The 19,695-nt window shown below is 36.6% G+C and carries 15 protein-coding genes; 1 reads left to right on the plus strand and 14 read right to left on the minus strand.

All coding sequences use genetic code 11. From position 1 onward, the window contains the following. Positions 1 to 548: 548 nt before the first annotated feature. The gene (locus BJ095_RS13070) at positions 549 to 752 is read right to left on the minus strand and encodes a hypothetical protein (RefSeq protein ID WP_107935857.1); all 204 of its coding nucleotides are present in this window, start codon (positions 750 to 752) and stop codon (positions 549 to 551) included. Between the two features lie 276 nt (positions 753 to 1,028). On the opposite strand from BJ095_RS13070, the gene BJ095_RS13075 reads away from it, so the two are divergent. Then, complete coding sequence (locus tag BJ095_RS13075) at positions 1,029 to 1,892, plus strand: LysM peptidoglycan-binding and 3D domain-containing protein (RefSeq protein WP_107935859.1); 864 nt, start codon at positions 1,029 to 1,031, stop codon at positions 1,890 to 1,892. 114 nt (positions 1,893 to 2,006) lie between these two features. Here BJ095_RS13075 and helD read toward each other — a convergent pair whose 3' ends face one another. From helD to BJ095_RS13135, 13 genes are all read right to left on the minus strand, one after another. Then, on the minus strand, positions 2,007 to 4,343 hold the full coding sequence (helD, locus tag BJ095_RS13080; protein WP_107935862.1) for an RNA polymerase recycling motor HelD: 2,337 nt from the start codon (positions 4,341 to 4,343) through the stop codon (positions 2,007 to 2,009). 376 nt (positions 4,344 to 4,719) lie between these two features. Continuing rightward, positions 4,720 to 5,775, minus strand: a complete 1,056-nt coding sequence (locus BJ095_RS13085) for a LysM peptidoglycan-binding domain-containing C40 family peptidase (RefSeq protein ID WP_107935864.1) — start codon at positions 5,773 to 5,775, stop codon at positions 4,720 to 4,722. A gap of 222 nt (positions 5,776 to 5,997) precedes the next feature. Next, positions 5,998 to 6,165, minus strand: a complete 168-nt coding sequence (locus BJ095_RS19090; protein ID WP_181418069.1) for a hypothetical protein — start codon at positions 6,163 to 6,165, stop codon at positions 5,998 to 6,000. A 102-nt stretch (positions 6,166 to 6,267) separates the two neighbouring features. Beyond that, positions 6,268 to 6,579, minus strand: a complete 312-nt coding sequence (locus tag BJ095_RS13090; protein WP_107935866.1) for a hypothetical protein — start codon at positions 6,577 to 6,579, stop codon at positions 6,268 to 6,270. Between the two features lie 153 nt (positions 6,580 to 6,732). Continuing rightward, positions 6,733 to 7,716 carry a tRNA dihydrouridine synthase gene (locus tag BJ095_RS13095; protein WP_107935868.1) on the minus strand — a complete coding sequence of 328 codons (984 nt, stop codon included), beginning with the start codon at positions 7,714 to 7,716 and terminating at the stop codon, positions 6,733 to 6,735. Between the two features lie 370 nt (positions 7,717 to 8,086). Continuing rightward, positions 8,087 to 8,941 (minus strand): malate synthase, encoded by an 855-nt coding sequence (locus tag BJ095_RS13100; RefSeq protein WP_107935870.1) that lies wholly within the window; start codon positions 8,939 to 8,941, stop codon positions 8,087 to 8,089. 1,061 nt (positions 8,942 to 10,002) lie between these two features. Next, positions 10,003 to 11,370 carry a 23S rRNA (uracil(1939)-C(5))-methyltransferase RlmD gene (gene rlmD / locus BJ095_RS13105; protein ID WP_107935872.1) on the minus strand — a complete coding sequence of 456 codons (1,368 nt, stop codon included), beginning with the start codon at positions 11,368 to 11,370 and terminating at the stop codon, positions 10,003 to 10,005. Between the two features lie 1,737 nt (positions 11,371 to 13,107). Beyond that, positions 13,108 to 14,034, minus strand: a complete 927-nt coding sequence (locus BJ095_RS13110) for a diacylglycerol kinase (RefSeq protein ID WP_107935874.1) — start codon at positions 14,032 to 14,034, stop codon at positions 13,108 to 13,110. Positions 14,035 to 14,147: 113 nt separating this feature from the next. Continuing rightward, positions 14,148 to 14,711 carry a thioredoxin family protein gene (locus BJ095_RS13115; protein ID WP_107935876.1) on the minus strand — a complete coding sequence of 188 codons (564 nt, stop codon included), beginning with the start codon at positions 14,709 to 14,711 and terminating at the stop codon, positions 14,148 to 14,150. A 144-nt stretch (positions 14,712 to 14,855) separates the two neighbouring features. Continuing rightward, a complete protein-coding gene (gene gatB / locus BJ095_RS13120; RefSeq protein ID WP_107935878.1) occupies positions 14,856 to 16,301 on the minus strand; it encodes an Asp-tRNA(Asn)/Glu-tRNA(Gln) amidotransferase subunit GatB in 1,446 nt (481 codons plus the stop codon). A 2-nt stretch (positions 16,302 to 16,303) separates the two neighbouring features. Then, complete coding sequence (gatA, locus tag BJ095_RS13125; RefSeq protein WP_107935880.1) at positions 16,304 to 17,767, minus strand: Asp-tRNA(Asn)/Glu-tRNA(Gln) amidotransferase subunit GatA; 1,464 nt, start codon at positions 17,765 to 17,767, stop codon at positions 16,304 to 16,306. A gap of 25 nt (positions 17,768 to 17,792) precedes the next feature. After that, complete coding sequence (gatC, locus tag BJ095_RS13130) at positions 17,793 to 18,086, minus strand: Asp-tRNA(Asn)/Glu-tRNA(Gln) amidotransferase subunit GatC (protein ID WP_107935882.1); 294 nt, start codon at positions 18,084 to 18,086, stop codon at positions 17,793 to 17,795. A 419-nt stretch (positions 18,087 to 18,505) separates the two neighbouring features. Continuing rightward, positions 18,506 to 19,684 carry a CamS family sex pheromone protein gene (locus BJ095_RS13135; protein ID WP_107935884.1) on the minus strand — a complete coding sequence of 393 codons (1,179 nt, stop codon included), beginning with the start codon at positions 19,682 to 19,684 and terminating at the stop codon, positions 18,506 to 18,508. Positions 19,685 to 19,695 lie beyond the last annotated feature (11 nt).

Below are 19,695 nucleotides of genomic sequence, written 5' to 3' on the forward strand. Positions count from 1 at the left end.
CTAAAAAACAACATTTAAGTTTTACATTTGAAGATTATATCGTTAAATTATAAGATAATTTATTTTTCATCTAGAACTTTTTCTAGAACTTACTTACATTACATCTTGCAACATACTTCTGTCAAGACCCTAACCAAGCTAGATTACTATTTTCCACACTATCGACCTAATACAAAATAGATAAATCATCCTATAAAGCAGCCGATAAAACCTATGTTTTCTTTGAGCGTAGTCTAATAATTAAATCGCAATAAATTATTTTACTATAATTCCTTCTCACTTCCACTTAGATTCAAAGGCTTATTACTACTAACATTTATACAAATGCAAGTATAGGCTAGATTTCAAGACTCTAAACATATATAGGCTTTATACACATTAGTTTTTCATCCTTTTCACAGATGACCATTTACATTATTAACATAACGTTTACATGCCCTTAAAAGTTTCACATTAGCTGACGATTTTTCATAAAAAAAAATCGAATCCGTCTAAAGAACGAATTCAATCCTTTTGTTAAGCAGCTATTATATATATATATTATTTCCTTAATGTGTTACTCTTTTCTTCTTATTAAATAAATACCATATCCAGAACACAACAATAACGAATGCTTTAAATAAGATGATGCTATTATGATACTCAACCGGAAGTATTAATAATAAAAGAATTGCAATAAAAATGGTCGGAAATACTGTATAAAACCATACCCTGACAACAGGATTTTTAAAATTCATTTCAAATCTTTGCATTTAATACACTCCTAACATTCCATCTTTTAACAATTATCTCAAACAATCTAAAGGTTTTCCATTAGTTTATATAATTACTTCCTATTTAAAATGAAAGCATACTTACTTATTTTTTCTCCTCATTGCTTCCCCGCATTCAGTTTAACCCAAGAAACATTCCTGCAATCTAATTGCCATTTGTGTAAACGAATTAACACCTGCTTGTTCTTTTTCTCGAAAAATTCTATGTTACGATTATCCTCGAAAATAGCAACCTAGAATTTGGAGGATGGATAATTGTTTAAAAAAATCATAACGATTGTACCAGTAGCTGCACTCTTAACTGTAGGTGCGACTGCACAGGCATCAACTATTACCGTAGAAAAGGGAGATACTCTTTGGGGGTTAGCACGTGAGAATAATACAACTGTCGAGACTATCCAAACAGTGAATCATCTCACAAGTGACCTTATTTACCCTGGGGATTTATTAACGATTGCAAAAGAAAAACAACATACAGTTAAACTCGGCGACACTTTATGGGATATCGCTATTGAGCATGATGTAACTGTTTCTCAAATAAAAGACTGGAATAATTTACAGACTGATCTTATTCACCCTGGATTAAATCTAGTAATCTATGTAGGAGCAAAGGCTTCTGCTGTTAAAGGAACTTCAACTGTAGCTGCTCCTGCTCAAAAGTCTAAAGAGTCAGTTCCAGCAACAAACAATTCCGATGATGCACCTAAGACAGCTGCTCCAGTATCAAGTACTACACAACCTACAGGTGAAGCAACTGCGCCAGTATCAAATAATGAAGCTGTAAAAGAAAGTGCTCCCGAATCTTCTGCTCCAGCCCAAACTGAAGGTGCAAAGGAAATTATGGTCGAAGCTACAGCTTATACTGCTTCTTGTGAGGGATGTACAGGCATTACCTCTACTGGAATAAACCTTTTGGAAAACCCTGATGCAAAAGTGATTTCTGTAGACCCAACTGTTATTCCATTGGGAAGTAAAGTTTTTGTTGAAGGCTATGGTGAAGCAATTGCAGGTGACACTGGTGGCGGCATTAAAGGTAACAAAATCGATGTCTTCATTCCATCAAAACAAGAAGCGATTAATTTTGGGGTTAAACAACTAAAAGTGACAATACTAGATTAATATTTTTATCGAGCTTACCTTTGGCCTTTCTATATCAAGTCCATAATGCAAAAAAGGAACCAATTTAGGTTCCTTTTTGCTTTCTATTTGATTAAATTCAGTAAATCTCTTGCTTTAAGCATCAATAAAGCCTTCTGTTAAAGCCTTTTCCATAAATTCACTCGGTTCACCAATACTATAAAGCTGTAAATAGTGCATTGCTCTAGTACATGCTGTGTAGAAAACTCGACGTAAGCTTTCGTCACCATATATTTCCTCTGATGCATCATAAATAATGACAGCATCGAATTCAATTCCTTTGGATAAATAGGATGGGATTATAACAACACCCTGCTCGTATTCAAAAGAGCCACTTTTCAAAAGCTTAATATTTTCAATATCAGATAAGGCCTCATATGCCCGTTCACTTTCCTCCGCTGATTTACATATTATTGCTATACTATTATATTGAAGCTTTCGCAAAGCCTCTACCTTAAAAGCAATACAGCTGTGTAATTCTGGGTGGCTGGATACTTGTGTCAGAACAGGCTTCTCTCCTTCACGCTCAAAAGGAATAATGTTAGCTCCATTTGGGACAAGCCTACGCGTAAATTCAATAATCGGCTTTGTGGATCGATAGCTGCGAGTCATGTTAATCACTTCTGTTTCGTCTTCTCCATAGATACCTGATAACGTTTGAAAATCAATCGATTGACTGGCATGGGCGAATATTGCCTGATTAAAATCACCTAGCACTGTCACCCTCGCAGAAGGAAACAGTCGTTTTAAAAACTCAAATTGAAATGGTGAATAATCCTGTGCCTCATCAACCAGTATTTGTTTAATCGCACGGTTCGCTTGAAATCCTTGAATGAGTTCTTTGATAAGTAAATAGGGCGTTGCATCTTCATAAGAAAGCCGTCCCTTTTCCAATTGCTCTATTGTAGCTCGGCAAATTTCTTCCCATTTTGCTGGTACTTCTTCTGCTATAAATTGTTTTATTTGCAATGGATTAGCAAAAAGATTTTTATATATTCCCTTAATGTCTACGAAATGATATGCCTGCACTCTATTTCTTATAGGTTTAAATTTTTGTCGAACAATCAATTTTGCAAGTGCTTCAGGCTCAACCTCGTAATCAGCTATTTCTTCTTTTTTAAACCCTCGTTTTTTAGCTAAGTGGATACGGGCCTTTTCATATTCTTCATTACTAAGAAGTTCAATTTCTTCCTGCACCCATTGTTTATGCAATTCTCCTTTTTCAGCAGCATTTATTTGCTGAATTAACCAATCCTTTAGCTTTTCCAGTCTGTTATGGAAGCGGAGTGAGGTGTCTGTATTATAAAATCTGGAGGCAATTTTCTCACCACTCACAATAGACATCCCTCTAAATACAATATCCTTGAATAACATCCCCGATTGCTCTAGCGATTGTCTATAGGCATCAATTGCCTCAAAAAAAGTAACAGATGCTTTGAATTGGATGCCTTTTACCCTAGCTTTGTATAGACTTGAATGCTCTGCAGTTAAAATATACTCTAGCTGCTCGAAGGGATTTTCTACTTTAAAATCCTTACTCAATCGCTGATTCAAATAATCCTGAAAAGTCACCTGCTGCATATTCTCTTCACCAAGCTCTGGCAGCACATTTGACACATAGCTGTTAAATAATGAATTCGGCGAAAATAAAATGATTTGATCGGCCTTTAGAGTATCTCGATATTTATAGAGTAAATAAGCAATTCTTTGGAGTGCTGCCGATGTTTTTCCACTTCCAGCTGCTCCATGAACAACAAGTAGTTTCCCACTATCATGACGAATAATTTGGTTTTGCTCTTGCTGAATTGTTGCAACTATATTATGCATATGTTTGTCAGAGCCCTTGCCCAGAACTTGCTGTAATATCTCATCTCCAATAGTGAGACTAGTATCGAACATGGATTGAAGAACTCCACCGCGAATAAGATATTGCCACTTTTTCTTCAGGTCACCTCGAACGATGCCACCAGGGGTTTTATATTGAATTGGCCCAGGCTGGTAATCGTAATAGACACTTGAAATCGGAGCTCTCCAGTCATAAATAAGAAAATTATCGCCACTTTCATCTGTCAGTGAAGAAATCCCTATAAATATTTGCTCCTGTGTTGATAGCCCTTCTTCGATGAGATCAATCCTACCGAAATAAGGAATTTCCTGCATTCGTTGCAGTGTTGATAGCCTCTTAGAAGCATGTCTATGCGTACTCTGAGTTACGGAGAGATTTTGCGCTTCTTGTCTCAATCCAATAACTGTTTCAAGATAATCATCGAAAGTATCGGTATTTACCTTAACTTCATCCCAAAAGTGCCTGCGAATATTCACCACTTCATCCCGTCTACGAGATGTCTCTTCTTCCAGGTTACGAATTTGATTTGCAATTGTTTGCATCACACTGTCAACTCGTTGTTGCTCCTGCTGAAATTCCGAATTCAAAGCAAACACTCCTTTTCAAACTTTATGGTTGACTAATTTATAAATATAATATAAAATAATAATAGGGAATATATTACCTTTTTGGAATAAAAGTACATATATCCTTATAAGATTATCATATGTCTTCATCTATTTCAATTTAATTGTTTTTCTATTCTTGTCATTTCCTCCTTCTTTAAGCCAGCTAATTTTTTCCTCCTGATTTAAATACCCTTTAAAAATAATTTCAACTAAAAAAGCATCAATCATCTCGGACTGACACCTTTACAAAAAATTATTCTAAAATCCCTTAGAAGAACTTTAGAAAATGAGTAATCCAATTTTTTTTACCAATATAAAAAAACAGGAAAGAGCTATTACCCTTCCCTGTAATTAATTATTGAACCACACGTTTAGAGAATAGATAGTTCTTAGACCAATAAGGATTTTGTAAAACATTCGTCGAAATCATAACACCCTTCGACGTAGAAGCATGAATCATACTACCATCTCCCATATAAATACCAACATGGGCTACACGTCCGTCCGTATAAGTGTCCTTCATAGTGAAGAACATTAAATCTCCAGCTTTTAGATTAGACGTCGCAACTGATACACCCTTACTAGCTTGATCTCTTGAAACCCTCGGAAGCTGAATACCGGAATTTCCAAAGACATACTGCGTGTAAGAAGAACAGTCAAACATATTTGGCGCTTCTGCTAATGTAGCACCATACTTGTATTTTGCACCAATGTATTTCTTGGCATCTGCCAGAATTGACGCTATTTGCTGTGCAACCGTATCTTTGCTATCATTTTTGACTGGCTCCTTCTCTTTTACAGGCTCCATTTCCCCTTTAGATGCATCTGGGCTTGGTAAATTTAAGACTTGTCCATCATGGATGATATTTGTCGTTAGATTGTTTGCTTTTTTCAGCTCATCAACCGTAATATGGTGAATGCGAGCAATGTTAAATAGCGTATCTCCTGTATGCACGATATATTTTGTTGCTGGATTTTGAATTTGAATCGAACCATTTTCTTTCTTAAAAGTAATATAGGAGTTAAATATCGCACCACCAGTATGAAGTGAAACATACGGTGTTTCATTAATCCATCGTGGAGGCTCAACATTTATATATTCATTTCCCTTTTTAGCTCTTGTTCCACCCATCGTTATTCGTATAACCGTAGAACCATCCGTTATTTCGTAGGTCTTTGTTTTTTCTTCAAACTTGATGCTATTGTAATTTAAAATTTTAGCTAAATCTATAAATGGTAAGTAATACACACCATTTTCAATAATCGGATTTATACCACTGACAACCTTTCCATTGATAAACACACCTGCATTCGGAACAGATTGCACTTGAGCATTAGTACTAATCGTTCCACTTATACATAAGCCAAGCACTAACATGAAACCAATTGTCATTCGTAAAAATTTCCTCATAGTCACTCTCCCTATAATTTTATTTTTCCGTTACTTAAAGGTTATATTGGCTTTTAATGATTTTTTTATTCCTTTAAAAACACACCCTTCAAACGCGAAAAGAAGGTATTCCACAAACCGAATACCTTCTTTTGAATAATCCTTATATAATTGGGACTTTATTTTAAAATAAAAAATGCGTAAATCCTAAACGAGATGTACACATGTTTGTCATTATGTAATTTACTCTTTTGTAGAGCTTTCTATATCCTTTAGCTGTTTTTTGATTTCGTGCAGCTCTTTCCTCAAGGATCTCACCTGCTTTGATGAATCAATGCCAAATCGAACTGCAAATGAAATAATGAGATAAAGTACTCCCAAACCAGCAAGACTTAATAAAACTAGGTCCATCCCTCCATCACTCCCAACATTTTCCCTATTTTAAATTTTACCATAACTAGTAAATGCATTATAGCTTACGTATTTTTTATCCTCCCAGTTAATATCCGTATACTAAACCATTCGATTACGATATACCATTAAGGTTACTGCGTTTAAAATAACTGTAGAAAAAAGAAGTACTATGGTTGCCATTACTACACCACCTGTAGTGTCCATTAACGCCGCCCAATCTTCAATTTTCACTAAATGATAGTTATAAAAAATTTGAAGACTCAGTGAAAAAGCACAGGCAGTAACACTCACAATAGATAAAATAAACCAATTTTTATTCTCATGCTTTTGGTACCTCAATAAATTTATAATCGGAAGTATCCAAGCAACCAAGCCTAAGATAAGACTTCCGAGATTAAATAAACCGACCAATTCCATTCCCCCTTGAACATATTGTTTCCCCATTAATTGACGGAATATTTCGGTATAAGTTTCGAATATTCTTACTATATTTACAAAAAAAAATGACTAGTAGGAGTCAGTTCGAAACCACTGCCATACTAGCCATTCTATTTTGCAAAAAAGTTATTCTACTGTTCCTGTCTCATCTACATCTTTTCTAAAATTATCGAGCAATGCTCGCACTTCATCTGTAGATTTCGTGTTCATCAATTGGTTTCTTAATTCACCAGCTCCACGGAATCCTTTGACATAAATTTTGAAAAAGCGATGAAGGCCAGAGATTGAACGAGGCACTTCTTCTGCATATTGATCTTGAAGATCAAGCTGCAATCTCAAAAGATCAAGGTATTCTTCAGGGCTATGCTCTCTTGGTTCCTTTTCAAAGGCAAAAGGATTTTTAAAAATACCTCGTCCAATCATAACGCCATCAACACCATACTTTTCAACAAGCTCAAGCCCAGTTTTACGGTCAGGTATATCCCCATTGATTGTTAGAAGCGTATCGGGCGCAATACGATCACGAAGCTTTTTAATCTCAGGAATCAGCTCCCAATGGGCATCGACTTGGCTCATTTCTTTTCTTGTACGTAAATGAATAGAAAGGTTTGCAATATCCTGCTTTAAGATATGTGTTAGCCACTCTTCCCACTCACTAACTTCATAAAAGCCCAGTCTTGTTTTCACGCTGACAGGAAGTCCACCCGCTTTTGCCGCTTGAATAAGTTCTGCTGCAGTCTCTGGATGTAGAATAAGACCACTGCCCTTCCCTCTAGAGGCAACATTCGGCACAGGACATCCCATATTGATATCAACACCCTTAAAGCCAAGCTCTGCCATACCAATACTCATTTGACGAAAATATTCAGGATTATCTCCCCAAATATGCGCCACCATTGGCTGCTCATCTTCTGTAAAAGTCAACCGGCCACGAACACTTTTCATGCCTTCTGGATGACAATAACTATCCGAGTTTGTAAACTCTGTAAAAAATACATCTGGTCGACCGGCCGCACTAACTACATGACGAAAAACAACATCCGTCACATCCTCCATTGGTGCAAGTACAAAAAACGGTCGTGGCAAGTCACGCCAAAAATTATCTATCATTTCTAACTCAAATCCTCTCACTATGGTGAAAACTTTAAACCATCTGCCAAAAATACCAAACCAATTGTTTTACTCTATTTAAACTTAAATCATTTACGAAAAAACTAAGCTGCGAAATTCGGCAATCTTTATTTTAACGAAAATCTGCTCTGAATGGTATTTTTTTAAACAAAAAAGCAGATGATATAGATTTTTGCCTATAACAACTGCTTTTCTATTCAAATTATAACTCTTCCACAGTATCTAGCCTGCATTTGGTAGAACAATATGGGGCGGAGTTAAGTTCTAAATTTTATGGTCTTTATTTTTAAATAGCAAAATATGCAATAGGTTGGATTCGAATGTTTCATATTAATTTTTATGTTAATAGCTAAATATGCATCAATGCTCCATCCGGCTTCGGTATGTCTTGGACTGATATCTGATTCATTTTACAAAAATGTTTTAAAAATTGTTGTGCAAGTTCTCGTTCCTTTGGGTCACTTTTCAACTCAACTATATCGATTAAAATTTGAGCCATCCTTAAATTATCAAAATAACGGTGTTTACCTGTATTCCATGTCATTTTGTGGGGGGATTTTTCATTTACGTAATAATTCCAAAAAAGCATCTGATCCGATTCCTGTTCTGAAAGCTTGAGTCTGTATTTTGAATGGGCAGGAATATTTCCATCTTTACAAAGCTTACCAATAAAATCTTCTTTTACCATATAGACACCTAAAATACGTCTGTTTTTTTCAGTCCCGCTTGAATCAATTTCGGTTAACAGGACGGCGCTATTTTGGTACAAGCGGATGGGTTTGACTGTATTCCCCTTATTATTACCGCTCTTTATTACACCTGAAAAAACTTTCCACTCAGAAAAAGAACTAATCTGTTCTTCTGTGTCACACCAAAAAACCATTTGTGATTCTGGATGGAGTTTATGATTTTTCATAAGTTTTTCATGCTCCAAGCGAAGTTCCCTATTTTTTTGATATAGCTTTTTTTCCTCTCTCTTCCTCCATTCTTCCTCCCTTAGTTCAACTTCCTTTTTTTGTATAATTTTTTCAAGTGAGTCCGCAACATTTTTGTCATGTAATTGTAGGTGCTTTCCAAATACATCTGGAAAAATAAACTTTTTATTTTCCGTTGCGAAATTTATTTCAATACTAGACTCATTTTGTTTAACTATACTCCCCATGCCAAAACGCTTGTGTGTTACTTTCTTATTAATTAGATTCATTATTAAAATCCTCCTTGTAGAATAGAAATTCGGTTACTTTGATAGTAAATTGATAATTTCATTCCACTAACTTCGTTTCAAGTGCACACAACTGTTTAAATTATTCTTTGATATTAAAATGGATATAAAAAAACGTATCCATAATTCAATACACCGGAATTACGAATACGATTGAATAAAACAATTGTAAGACTATTATAACATTTTTCTGAAGATTTTACAAATTTCTTGTTGACAGCAAAATTCATTGTGAGGTAAAATGGAAATTTATTCTCTTTAATCATTAAAATAGCTACGAAATAAATGCCTCCTAAAAGCCTCAAAATTTCTGGAATGCTCTTTAAAAATCTATCCCAACGATATTTAAGAAACCAAGCTAATAAGAGATGAACATACTCACTACTGAGTAAGTTTACTTCCTGACGGTAGATAAACTACCGAAACAATATTCAGAAAGATCTTGAGAGTGAATAACAAGAATTTCAGACCGAACATTCATCTTGAAAAACTCAAACAAACCGTTCCAATCTGATACAATGACAGAGTTTATCTTCTATCGTTCCTAAAATTTCAGCAGCAAAGTTGGATGCGAGCATTTAATAAGGTTTTCTATGAAGATAACAAACAGATTGAATGATACCCTTCCATCTCATTTCTTTTTCAATAAGCTTAATGAATTTTAAATATGTAACAATGTAACTAGCGAAAGTAAATAAGCGTAATTTTTCCGGTTATTTGCAGAATAAAACTCGTTTTGAAGGTAAATAAGGGAATATTTTCCGCTTATCATAAGAAAAATCACTCATTTCCTCATTTTTCAAGACGTTAAGGGAATTTTCTTCGGCTATTTAGACTATTTTTCACTATATTTTTTAAATAAGCGAAATTTTCCCTTCTATTTTACAAACCTGGCTCTCAATCTTCCCTCCCAATCTATGAGAGCGAAACCTTTTAATCCCATTAAACTCACAATTCAACGTACAAAAGCATTTTTACCACTAAAAAAACTCGAATACAATAATCGTATTCGAGTCTCAAATTTCAATATATTTTATTAAGCTTCAGTTTTCTTCTAAAATCAACTTCGCAACACACTCGACATGCGTTGTTTGAGGGAACATGTCCACCGGTTGGATTTCCATTGTTTTATAGCCGCCGTCTTCTAGGAAGCGAAGATCACGGGCTAATGTTCCTGGGTTACACGATACATACACTACACGTTTTGGCTTTTGCTCGATGATTGTTGATAACAATGCTTCGTCGCATCCTTTGCGAGGTGGATCGACTACTAGAACGTCTGCTTCTTTCCCATCTGCGTACCAGCGTGGGATTACTTCTTCTGCTGGTCCAGCTTCAAAGTAAGTGTTAGTGAATCCGTTGATTTCCGCATTGCGTTTTGCATCTTCAATAGCTTGCTCAACGATTTCAACACCCATAACAGATTTTGCTTTTTGTGCTAGGAATAAAGAAATTGTTCCGATGCCACAGTAAGCATCAATTACTCTTTCATTTCCCGTCAACTGCGCATAATCTAATGCCTGCTTGTATAGAACTTCTGTTTGAACTGGGTTCACTTGATAGAACGATCGAGCTGAAATTTCAAAGCGAACGTCGCCAATCGTATCCTCGATGAAATCTTTCCCCCAAAGTGTCACTGTTTCATTTCCAAGAATGACATTTGTTTTTTCGATGTTAATGTTTTGAACAATCGAAGTTACATTCGGAATAAGCTTTTGAATTAATGCAATTGCCTCATCTTTTTGAGAGAATTTATGTTTATTTGTAACGAGAACTACCATTACTTCCTCAGTTGCACGACCTTTACGAACAACCACATGGCGCAGCATTCCCTGATGAGAAGCTTCGTTATAAGGCTGCAATCCGATTTCCATAAGCTCTTTTTTCAAGGTAGCCATCATGGTATCTGCTTCACTCACCTGAATTAAACAACGTTCCATATCCACAATTTCATGTGACTTAGATTTGTAAAAGCCTGCAATAGGACCGGTTTCGGTCATTGAAAATGGAATTTGAGACTTGTTTCGGTAATTCCAAGGATCCTGCATCCCTTTTACAGGCAGTACAGGCGCATCTATCTTGCCAATTCGTTGCATCACATTGCGAACCATACTTTCCTTCCACTTCAATTGCCCTTCATACGACAAATGCTGAACCTGGCAACCTCCACATTGACCAAAATAAATACAAGGCGCCTTCACTCTGTCAGGTGATTCTTTTATAATATCTACGATTTTCGCAAAACCGTAGTTCTTTAACGTTTTTAGCACATGAACTTCAACCGTTTCCTCAGGTAATGCCCCTTGAATAAACAAAGGATACCCATCAACCTTCGCCACGCCATTCCCATCATGCGTCAAATCTTCTATATATACCGTCATACGATCATTCTTCTTAACTGGTGCTACCATCTTCCGTCCTCCATTTCAGTTACTCTATTGTAGCAAAAATAAATCCAACTCAACAGTAAGTTGAGTTGGATTTATTTTCTGCGCCGAAAGCTTGCGGCAGGCGCAAAATAACTTTTAATGAAAAGTTGAATTCTATTATAAAAAATTTATTAACTTAATAACACTCAGCAGTAATTGAGTTGAATTCTTTTTCTGCGCTGAAAGCTTGCGGCAGGCGCAAAAAATCAACAAATGAAAAGTGAACTCTTTCCTAAAAAATTCATTGATTTAATAACACTTAAAAGTAAATTCAGTTGAATTCTTTTTCTGCGGCGAAAGCTTGCGGCAGGCGCAAAATAACTTTTAATGAAAAGTTGAATTCTATTATAAAAAATTTATTAACTTAATAACACTCAACAGTAATTGAGTTGAATTCTCTTTCTGCGCCGAAAGCTTGCGGCAGGCGCAAAAAATCAACAAATGAAAAGTGAACTCTTTCCTAAAGAATTCATTGATTCAATAACACTCAAAAGTAAATTCAGTTGAATTCTTTTTCTGCGCCGAAAGCTTGCGGCAGGCGCAAAATAACTTTTAATGAAAAGTTGAATTCTATTATAAAAAATTCATTAACTTAATAACACTCAACAGTAATTGAGTTGAGTTCTTTTTCTGCGCCGAAAGCTTGCGGCAGGCGCAAAATAACTTTTAATGAAAAGTTGAATTCTATTATAAAAAATTTATTAACTTAATAACACTCAACAGTAATTGAGTTGAATTTTTTTCTGCGCCGAAAGCTTACGGCAGGCGCAAAATAACTTTAGTTTGAAGAAAAAACATACAACTGTGAGCAAAACCAGTCACTTTACTACGATTCAGAATGCAAACCACTCTACGTGGTAGCAAAGCCAGTCTCTTTACTACGATTCAGAACGTAAGTCGCTCCACATGGTAGCAAAAACATTCTCTTTACTACGATTCAGAACGTAAGCCGCTCCACATGGTAGCAAAGCCAGCCTCTTTACTCCGATTCAAGCGGTAAACCGCTCCACACGGTAGCAAAAACAGTCACTTTATTACGATTCAGAACGCAAACCACTTTACATTGTAGCAAAGCCAGTCTCTTTACTACGATTCAGAACGTAAGTCGCTCCACATGGTAGAAAAAACTCTCTCTTACAGCGTTTCATCTACCCTATGAAACGCATTACATTCAAAAATTCACTTCCCAACACGTTTCACCTGATCTATGAAACGCATCTCAATCAAAATTCACTACCCTAATGCAGTTCATCCACCTCATGAAACGGATCTCAATCAAAAATTCACTTCCCAACACGTTTCAACCGCTCTATGAAACGCACCTCATTCAAAAATTCACTTCCCAACACGTTTCACCTGATCTATGAAACGCATCTCAATCAAAATTCACTACCCTAATGCAGTTCATCCACCTCATGAAACGGATCTCAATCAAAAATTCACTTCCCAACACGTTTCATCGCTCTATGAAACGCACCTCAACCAAAAATTCACTTCCCAACACGTTTCAACCACTCTATGAAACGCATCTCAATCAAAAATTCACTACCCTAACGCAGTTCATCCACCTTATGAAATGCATCTCCTCCAAACCCCACCTTCTCAATGCGTTTCATCCAATACCATCCGATAATACCCCGGTGTGTTTCCTCAAAAATTAAAAACCCATACAACAGTGAGCCGAGCCGCTCAACTGCTATATGGGTTAGATTTGTTATTTTATTCCACTCGATCTAAATCTCGGATGTCTTCTAATGGGACGAACACATCGATATGTCTTTTTAGGTTGGTAAAGGTTACAGGTGCATCGCCTCCGTATTCACCATCTAGATTGATGTGAATCTCTTCTTCGTCGATTGTTGATGTAACTTTAACGACACTTGCCTTTTTGTAGATTAAGTTTGGATCATTTAGATGCTCTCCGCGTAAAGCCAGTGATGCGATTCTTATAAAATCTGCGATGTTACATTTTTTTAGAATCATCATTGTGAAGAGACCATCATTAATACTTGCATCTGGGGCGATTTTTTCAAATCCACCTACTGAATTCGTGAGACCACATAAGAACATCATGGCTTCACCTTCAAATACCTCGTCATCGTATTCAATTCGCATTGTTGTCGCTTTAATGGATGGGATCATCTCGATACCCTTTAAGTAGTAGGCAAGCTGTCCCAGTATCGTTTTCATTTTGCTTGGTACTTCGTAAGTTAACTCAGTAATGCGACCACCTGCAGCAATATTGATGAAGTAGCGGTCATCATTTATTAATCCAACATCAACTGGAATTGTGTCGCCTTTAACAATAATATCGATTGCTTCGTCAATTTTTCTAGGAACTCGGATTGCTCGGGCAAAATCATTTGTTGTTCCCATTGGTACGATGCCTAACTTTGGCCTCTTTTCATAAGGGCTCATTCCAGCTACAACTTCATTTAATGTACCGTCACCGCCAGCAGCAATAATAATATCAAAACCACGTTCTACAGCATGGGCAGCAGCTACTCGCGCGTCCCCTTCACAGGTTGTTGCATGACAAGATGTTTCATAGCCTGCTATTTCAAGTTTTTCTAATACCTCAGGCAAATTCTTTCGAAACAGCTCTCTCCCCGATGTCGGATTATAAATGATTCTCGCTCTTCTCATATTTTTTCCATCCTATACCTTTTATTATGTAAAAACATATTTAGGCGTAAAAAGGTTCCCTTCAATCGCAGAAAATATTTTTGAAATTGAAGAGAACTTCACCTAACTCTATATTATAATAACGCTTTCGAAATGACCGTCTTTACATCTTCGTAAACCCAAGTAGCACATTGTGGGTCTTTTACAAATTTCACCTGCAAGTTAGTATACAACTCTTTTTGTTTTTGTTCAAATGAAGGGTCGTCTTTTTCTGGAAGCTCAGCACGCATTTCCATTACAAGCTGCTGTAATTCTGGTGCACGAGGCCCCCATTTCGCAATTACTTCACCTTGATCGTTCAAGAATAGATAAATTGGAATTGCTCGTCCACCATTCGTTAAATAGCGATCGATTAAATCCGTATCTGCATCACGGAATGCACAACGAATTTCTAATTCAGCTGCTTCTGCAATTTTGCGGATTACTGGGTTGTTTAACATAGCATCCCCACACCAGTCTTCAGTTATTGCTAAAATATGTGGTTTTTTTGCTTGTAATAATTGAATGACTTCATCTTCTGAATTGACGTTGAAGCTTTCATAAACCTTAAAGCTAGGTTCCTTTAATTTAGTCGTCATTTGCTCCATGTATTCAGCCATTGTCAATGATTCTTCAAAATATTGTTGTTCAGTTTTCATAAATGAACCTCCTTTTCCTTAATAATTCCATTTTGCATTGGATTTTATAGAAATACAATTTTTCTGTTTGTAACCGGAGAAAAGCCCCTATAAGCTAAATTCACTTTTTAGCTCATAGAGGCTTATTTAGAACGGTAATTGATTCTATCTTTTATTGATTTCTTCAAGCAAGATTTTGTTCACCATTGGTGGGTTTGCTTGTCCTTTTGAAGCCTTCATGATTTGGCCTACTAAGAAGCCTATCGCACGGTCTTTCCCGTTTTTAAAGTCTTCAATAGATTGAGCATTTGCATCAAGAACTTCTGTAACTAAACCAAGTAAAACAGATGCATCAGAGATTTGAACTAATCCTTTTGCTTTTACGATTTCGTTAGCATCTCCACCATTTTTCACAAGCTCAGTGAATACTTTTTTCGCGATTTTAGATGAAATCGTTCCATCTGCAATTAACTTCACCATACCGCTTAAGTTTTCAGGTGTTAATGGTGTATCAGCAAGCTCTTTTTGTTCTGCGTTTAAGTACGCTGACACGTCACCCATTAACCAGTTAGCAGAAAGCTTTGAGTCTGCTCCAAGTGCTACCATTTCATCAAAGAAATCTGAAATGACTTTGTTAACAACAAGAACGCTTGCATCGTAGTTATTTAAGCCAAGTTCTTCAACATAGCGTTTTTTACGAGCATCTGGAAGCTCAGGAATAGAAGCTCTAACTCTTTCTAACCATTCATCATCGATATTAAGGTCCACTAAGTCTGGCTCTGGGAAGTAACGGTAATCATCTGTTCCTTCTTTAACACGCATTAAGATTGTTTTACCCGTTTTCTCATCAAAACGACGAGTTTCTTGCTGGATTTCGCCACCAGACATTAATACTTCTGCTTGGCGAACTTCTTCATGCTCGATACCTTTTCGTACAAAGTTGAATGAGTTTAAATTTTTAAGCTCGGCTTTTGTACCGAATTCTTCTTGACCATAAGGACGAATCGAAATATTGGCATCACAACGAAGTGACCCCTCTTCCATACGTACATCAGAAACACCTGTATATTGAATAATTGCTTTTAATTTTTCAAGATATGCATATGCCTCTGCTGCTGTGCGGATATCTGGCTCAGATACGATTTCCACAAGTGGCGTTCCCTGACGGTTAAAGTCTACTAATGAATAGCCATCGCCATGCGTTAGTTTACCAGCATCTTCTTCCATATGAAGACGAGTAATACCGATCTTTTTCGTATAGCCTGGTTGACCATCTGTACCTTCGATTTCAATTTCAATCCAGCCATTTTCACCGATTGGTTTATCAAATTGCGAGATTTGATATGCTTTCGGATTGTCAGGATAGAAATAGTTTTTACGGTCAAATTTTGTTTGTTGGTTGATATCCATGTTAAGTGCAAGAGCAGCCTTCATAGCATAATCTACAACGTTTTTATTCAATACAGGTAATACACCTGGGTAACCAAGGTCGATTACTGTAGTGTTTGTATTTGGCTCTGCACCGAAATGGTTTGGTGCTGGAGAGAATATTTTAGAATTTGTTTTTAACTCAACGTGTACCTCTAAACCAATAACTGTTTCAAAGTTCATAATTATTTACCCTCCCAAATTTGAGGAGTTTGAGTATTGAAATCTGTTGCTTGCTCATAAGCGTAAGCAGTGCGATAGATTGTTTCCTCGTCAAAATGTTTGCCGATAATTTGTAAGCCTAATGGAAGTCCATTATCAAATCCACATGGAATTGAAATCGCAGGAACGCCAGCAAGGTTAATCGGAATCGTTAAGATGTCGTTTGCATACATCGTCATTGGATCATCAATATTTGCGCCAATTTCGAACGCTGCTGTTGGTGCAGTTGGTCCAATAATAACATCATAGTTTTCAAACACTTTATCATAATCTTGTTTGATTAGAGTACGTGCTTGTTGTGCTTTTTTGTAGTAAGCATCATAAGTACCAGCACTTAATGAGTAAGTTCCTAGCATAATACGACGTTTCACTTCGTCACCAAAGCCCTGTGCTCGTGTTTCTTTATAAAGCTCCATTAAGTTCTTCACGTTTTCAGCACGGAAGCCATAACGGATACCGTCAAAACGAGAAAGGTTTGATGAAGCTTCAGAAGAAGAAAGAATATAGTAAGCTGCTAAAGCGTATTTAGAATGAGGTAGTGATACTTCATCAACCGTAGCACCTAAGCCTTTTAGTACTTCAAGGGCTTGTAATACTGAATTTTTAACCTCTTCTTTAACACCTTCACCAAGGTATTCTTTTGGTACTGCAATACGTAAGCCTTTAATGTCGCCATTTAGCTTCGATGCATAGTTAGGTACCGGTACGTCTGCTGAAGTTGAGTCGCTAGGGTCTACACCAGCGATTGCTTCTAAAAGAAGTGCATTATCATAGACGTTGCGTGTAATTGGTCCGATCTGGTCTAGCGAAGAAGCGAATGCTACTAATCCAAAACGAGATACACGACCATAAGTAGGCTTCATTCCTACAACACCACAATAAGCTGCTGGCTGGCGAATTGAACCACCAGTATCAGAGCCTAATGAGAATGGTACTTCTCCTGCTGCCACTGAAGCTGCAGATGCACCTGAAGATCCACCTGGTACATGATTTAGGTTCCAAGGGTTTTTAGTTGTTTTATATGCAGAGTTCTCGTTTGAAGAACCCATAGCGAATTCATCCATGTTAAGCTTTCCAACCGTTACCATGCCTGCTTCACGTAGTTTTTTAACTACAGTTGCATCATAGATTGGCATAAAGCCCTCTAAAATTTTAGAAGCACAAGTTGTTTCAAGTCCTTCTGTTACAATATTGTCTTTTACACCGATTGGTAAACCAAATAATGGACCACGTTGTTCGAATGGCACTTGATCCATTTGAGCAGCTTGTTCCGTTGCTTTTTCTTTATTTAAAGCTAAGAAAGCTTGTACATCGTTATCTAGGTTTTCGATACGAGCAAATGCTTCGTTCGTTAAATCAGCGATCTTAAATTCGCCGTTATGTAAGCCTTCTTGTAATTCTTTTGATGAAAGTTTGAATAACGTCATGAGGCTACCTCCCTTTGCTCTTATATTAGTCTTCTAAGATTGCTGGTACTTTTACTTGACCATCTACTTGTTCTTTAACGTTTTGCATCATTACTTCACGGTCTAGACCTTTTTGTGCAACGTCTTCACGCATTACATTAACGATAGGTAAAACGTGTGATGTTGGTTCCACATTAGTAGTATCCAGCTCATTTAATGTTTGTGCGAAGTCAGTAATTTTCCCTAATTGGTCTGCAAATTTTTCCGCCTCTTCATCAGTAATAGCAAGACGAGCTAAATGTGCTACGTGTTTTACTTCTTCTTTTGATAATTTCGCCATAACTTTACACCTCCGATAATCTCTACGTGGCAATAATCATTAATTGTACCATTTTTAGTTTTAGAAAAACACGATTTTCGCCAATTATAGCGAAATCAGGCTTTTCTTATACCGATATCCAAATACTCCATTTAATATCATATCAGTGAAATAAATCATGAAATTTGATAAATCCCGAAGTTATCTGTCAATGTCCGTCACAATAGGAAATAATTAATTCACTCTGCCATTTTAATACATTGAATCAAACTCTATTATCGCCTTATCTTCCATAAATTCAAACATATGAATTTGAAATTGTTTGTGTGCTGTTTGTGTGCCAGGTACATATTACATTTCGAATATTCCGAATTATCCACGTACCTGGCACACAAACAATTCACCACAAAAAAAGTGTAGCCGCGTTGGGCTACACTTTTTTAGTAGTCGTAGATATGAACGAAGGGTTCTTGTTCGTTTCGTTCTTTTATGATTAATGCTTCCGCTCCATTAATGGATGTGATGCTTACTTCGATATCTACATCAACAGGTAGATGTTGCATGATGACACCTGATATATACTGCGTAAATCCAATGATTTCGGTCGTTCCGTAAAATTGGATTGGCACTTCGATCGATAGCTTACGAAGCGTATTGTTTTGATAGAAGCCCCTACCAATTACACTCGTATAATTTGAGAAGTATTCATCGATATCCTGCTTAAACTTCAGGAAGCTGTCATTTACATCACGATAGAGTGCTTCTGGTGAAGACATTGGGAAGGTCACATACTTCTCGTTAATACCCTGCCAATCTCCTAAAGCATTTTGACCTTTGTCCGAAACGCTAAATGAAAAATAACTTCCAGGAACGATTGAGTTATTAGCTGCCTGTTTAAATAGACCAATCACAATTGGTACATCTTGAAGCTCTGGACGTTGACGAAGTCTCGAAATTACTTGTTCAGCAATCTCTTTGCCCTTTTGTTCAAGCTCTGTATCCGGAATTGGTTCTTCAAATGTATCGCCGTATTGCTCTTTTTGGTAGTAATAAATTGAATTTAAGGCTAGACCGATGGATATCCCACCAAGCTTTACTTTATTATCATCTGTTTTAACTAGATAATTTTGTTCAATCACGTGAGCCAAATAGATCGGTGCTTCTTGTGCTCTTGTTACAGGATCTAATGCTGTTCCATTTGCATCCACATCAGGAGGATTTAACCCTCGTAGCTCTTCTGATTGATCTTGATTTTGATTACTTCTTGCAAGCCAGTTTTTAACCGTATCCGTATCTAAATACTGACCTTCCTGGAAGTAATAGTTATCTGTATCATATACGTTTTGTGAAAGTCGCATTAAACCTTCTTCTACTTCTTTAATGTCATATTTTGTATATAAATTTGACACGACTAATCCACGGCTAGCACTTTCCTTATAAGGTACTAGCGTTCTATAATAATTATCATTCAATTGCATACTTGGGATGATTGTCGTTTCAATTACGCTTTCAGTTTCATCTGTATCTTTTAACACTTCTGTATCTTCTTTAAAGGAAGGCACACAACCTGCTAGCATTGCAACAACGACCACCGCCGGAATCCAGCGAAATCGGTTCATCGTTTGAAACT

Source organism: Ureibacillus chungkukjangi (genome assembly GCF_003217295.1).
GTDB lineage: Bacteria > Bacillota > Bacilli > Bacillales_A > Planococcaceae > Ureibacillus > Ureibacillus chungkukjangi.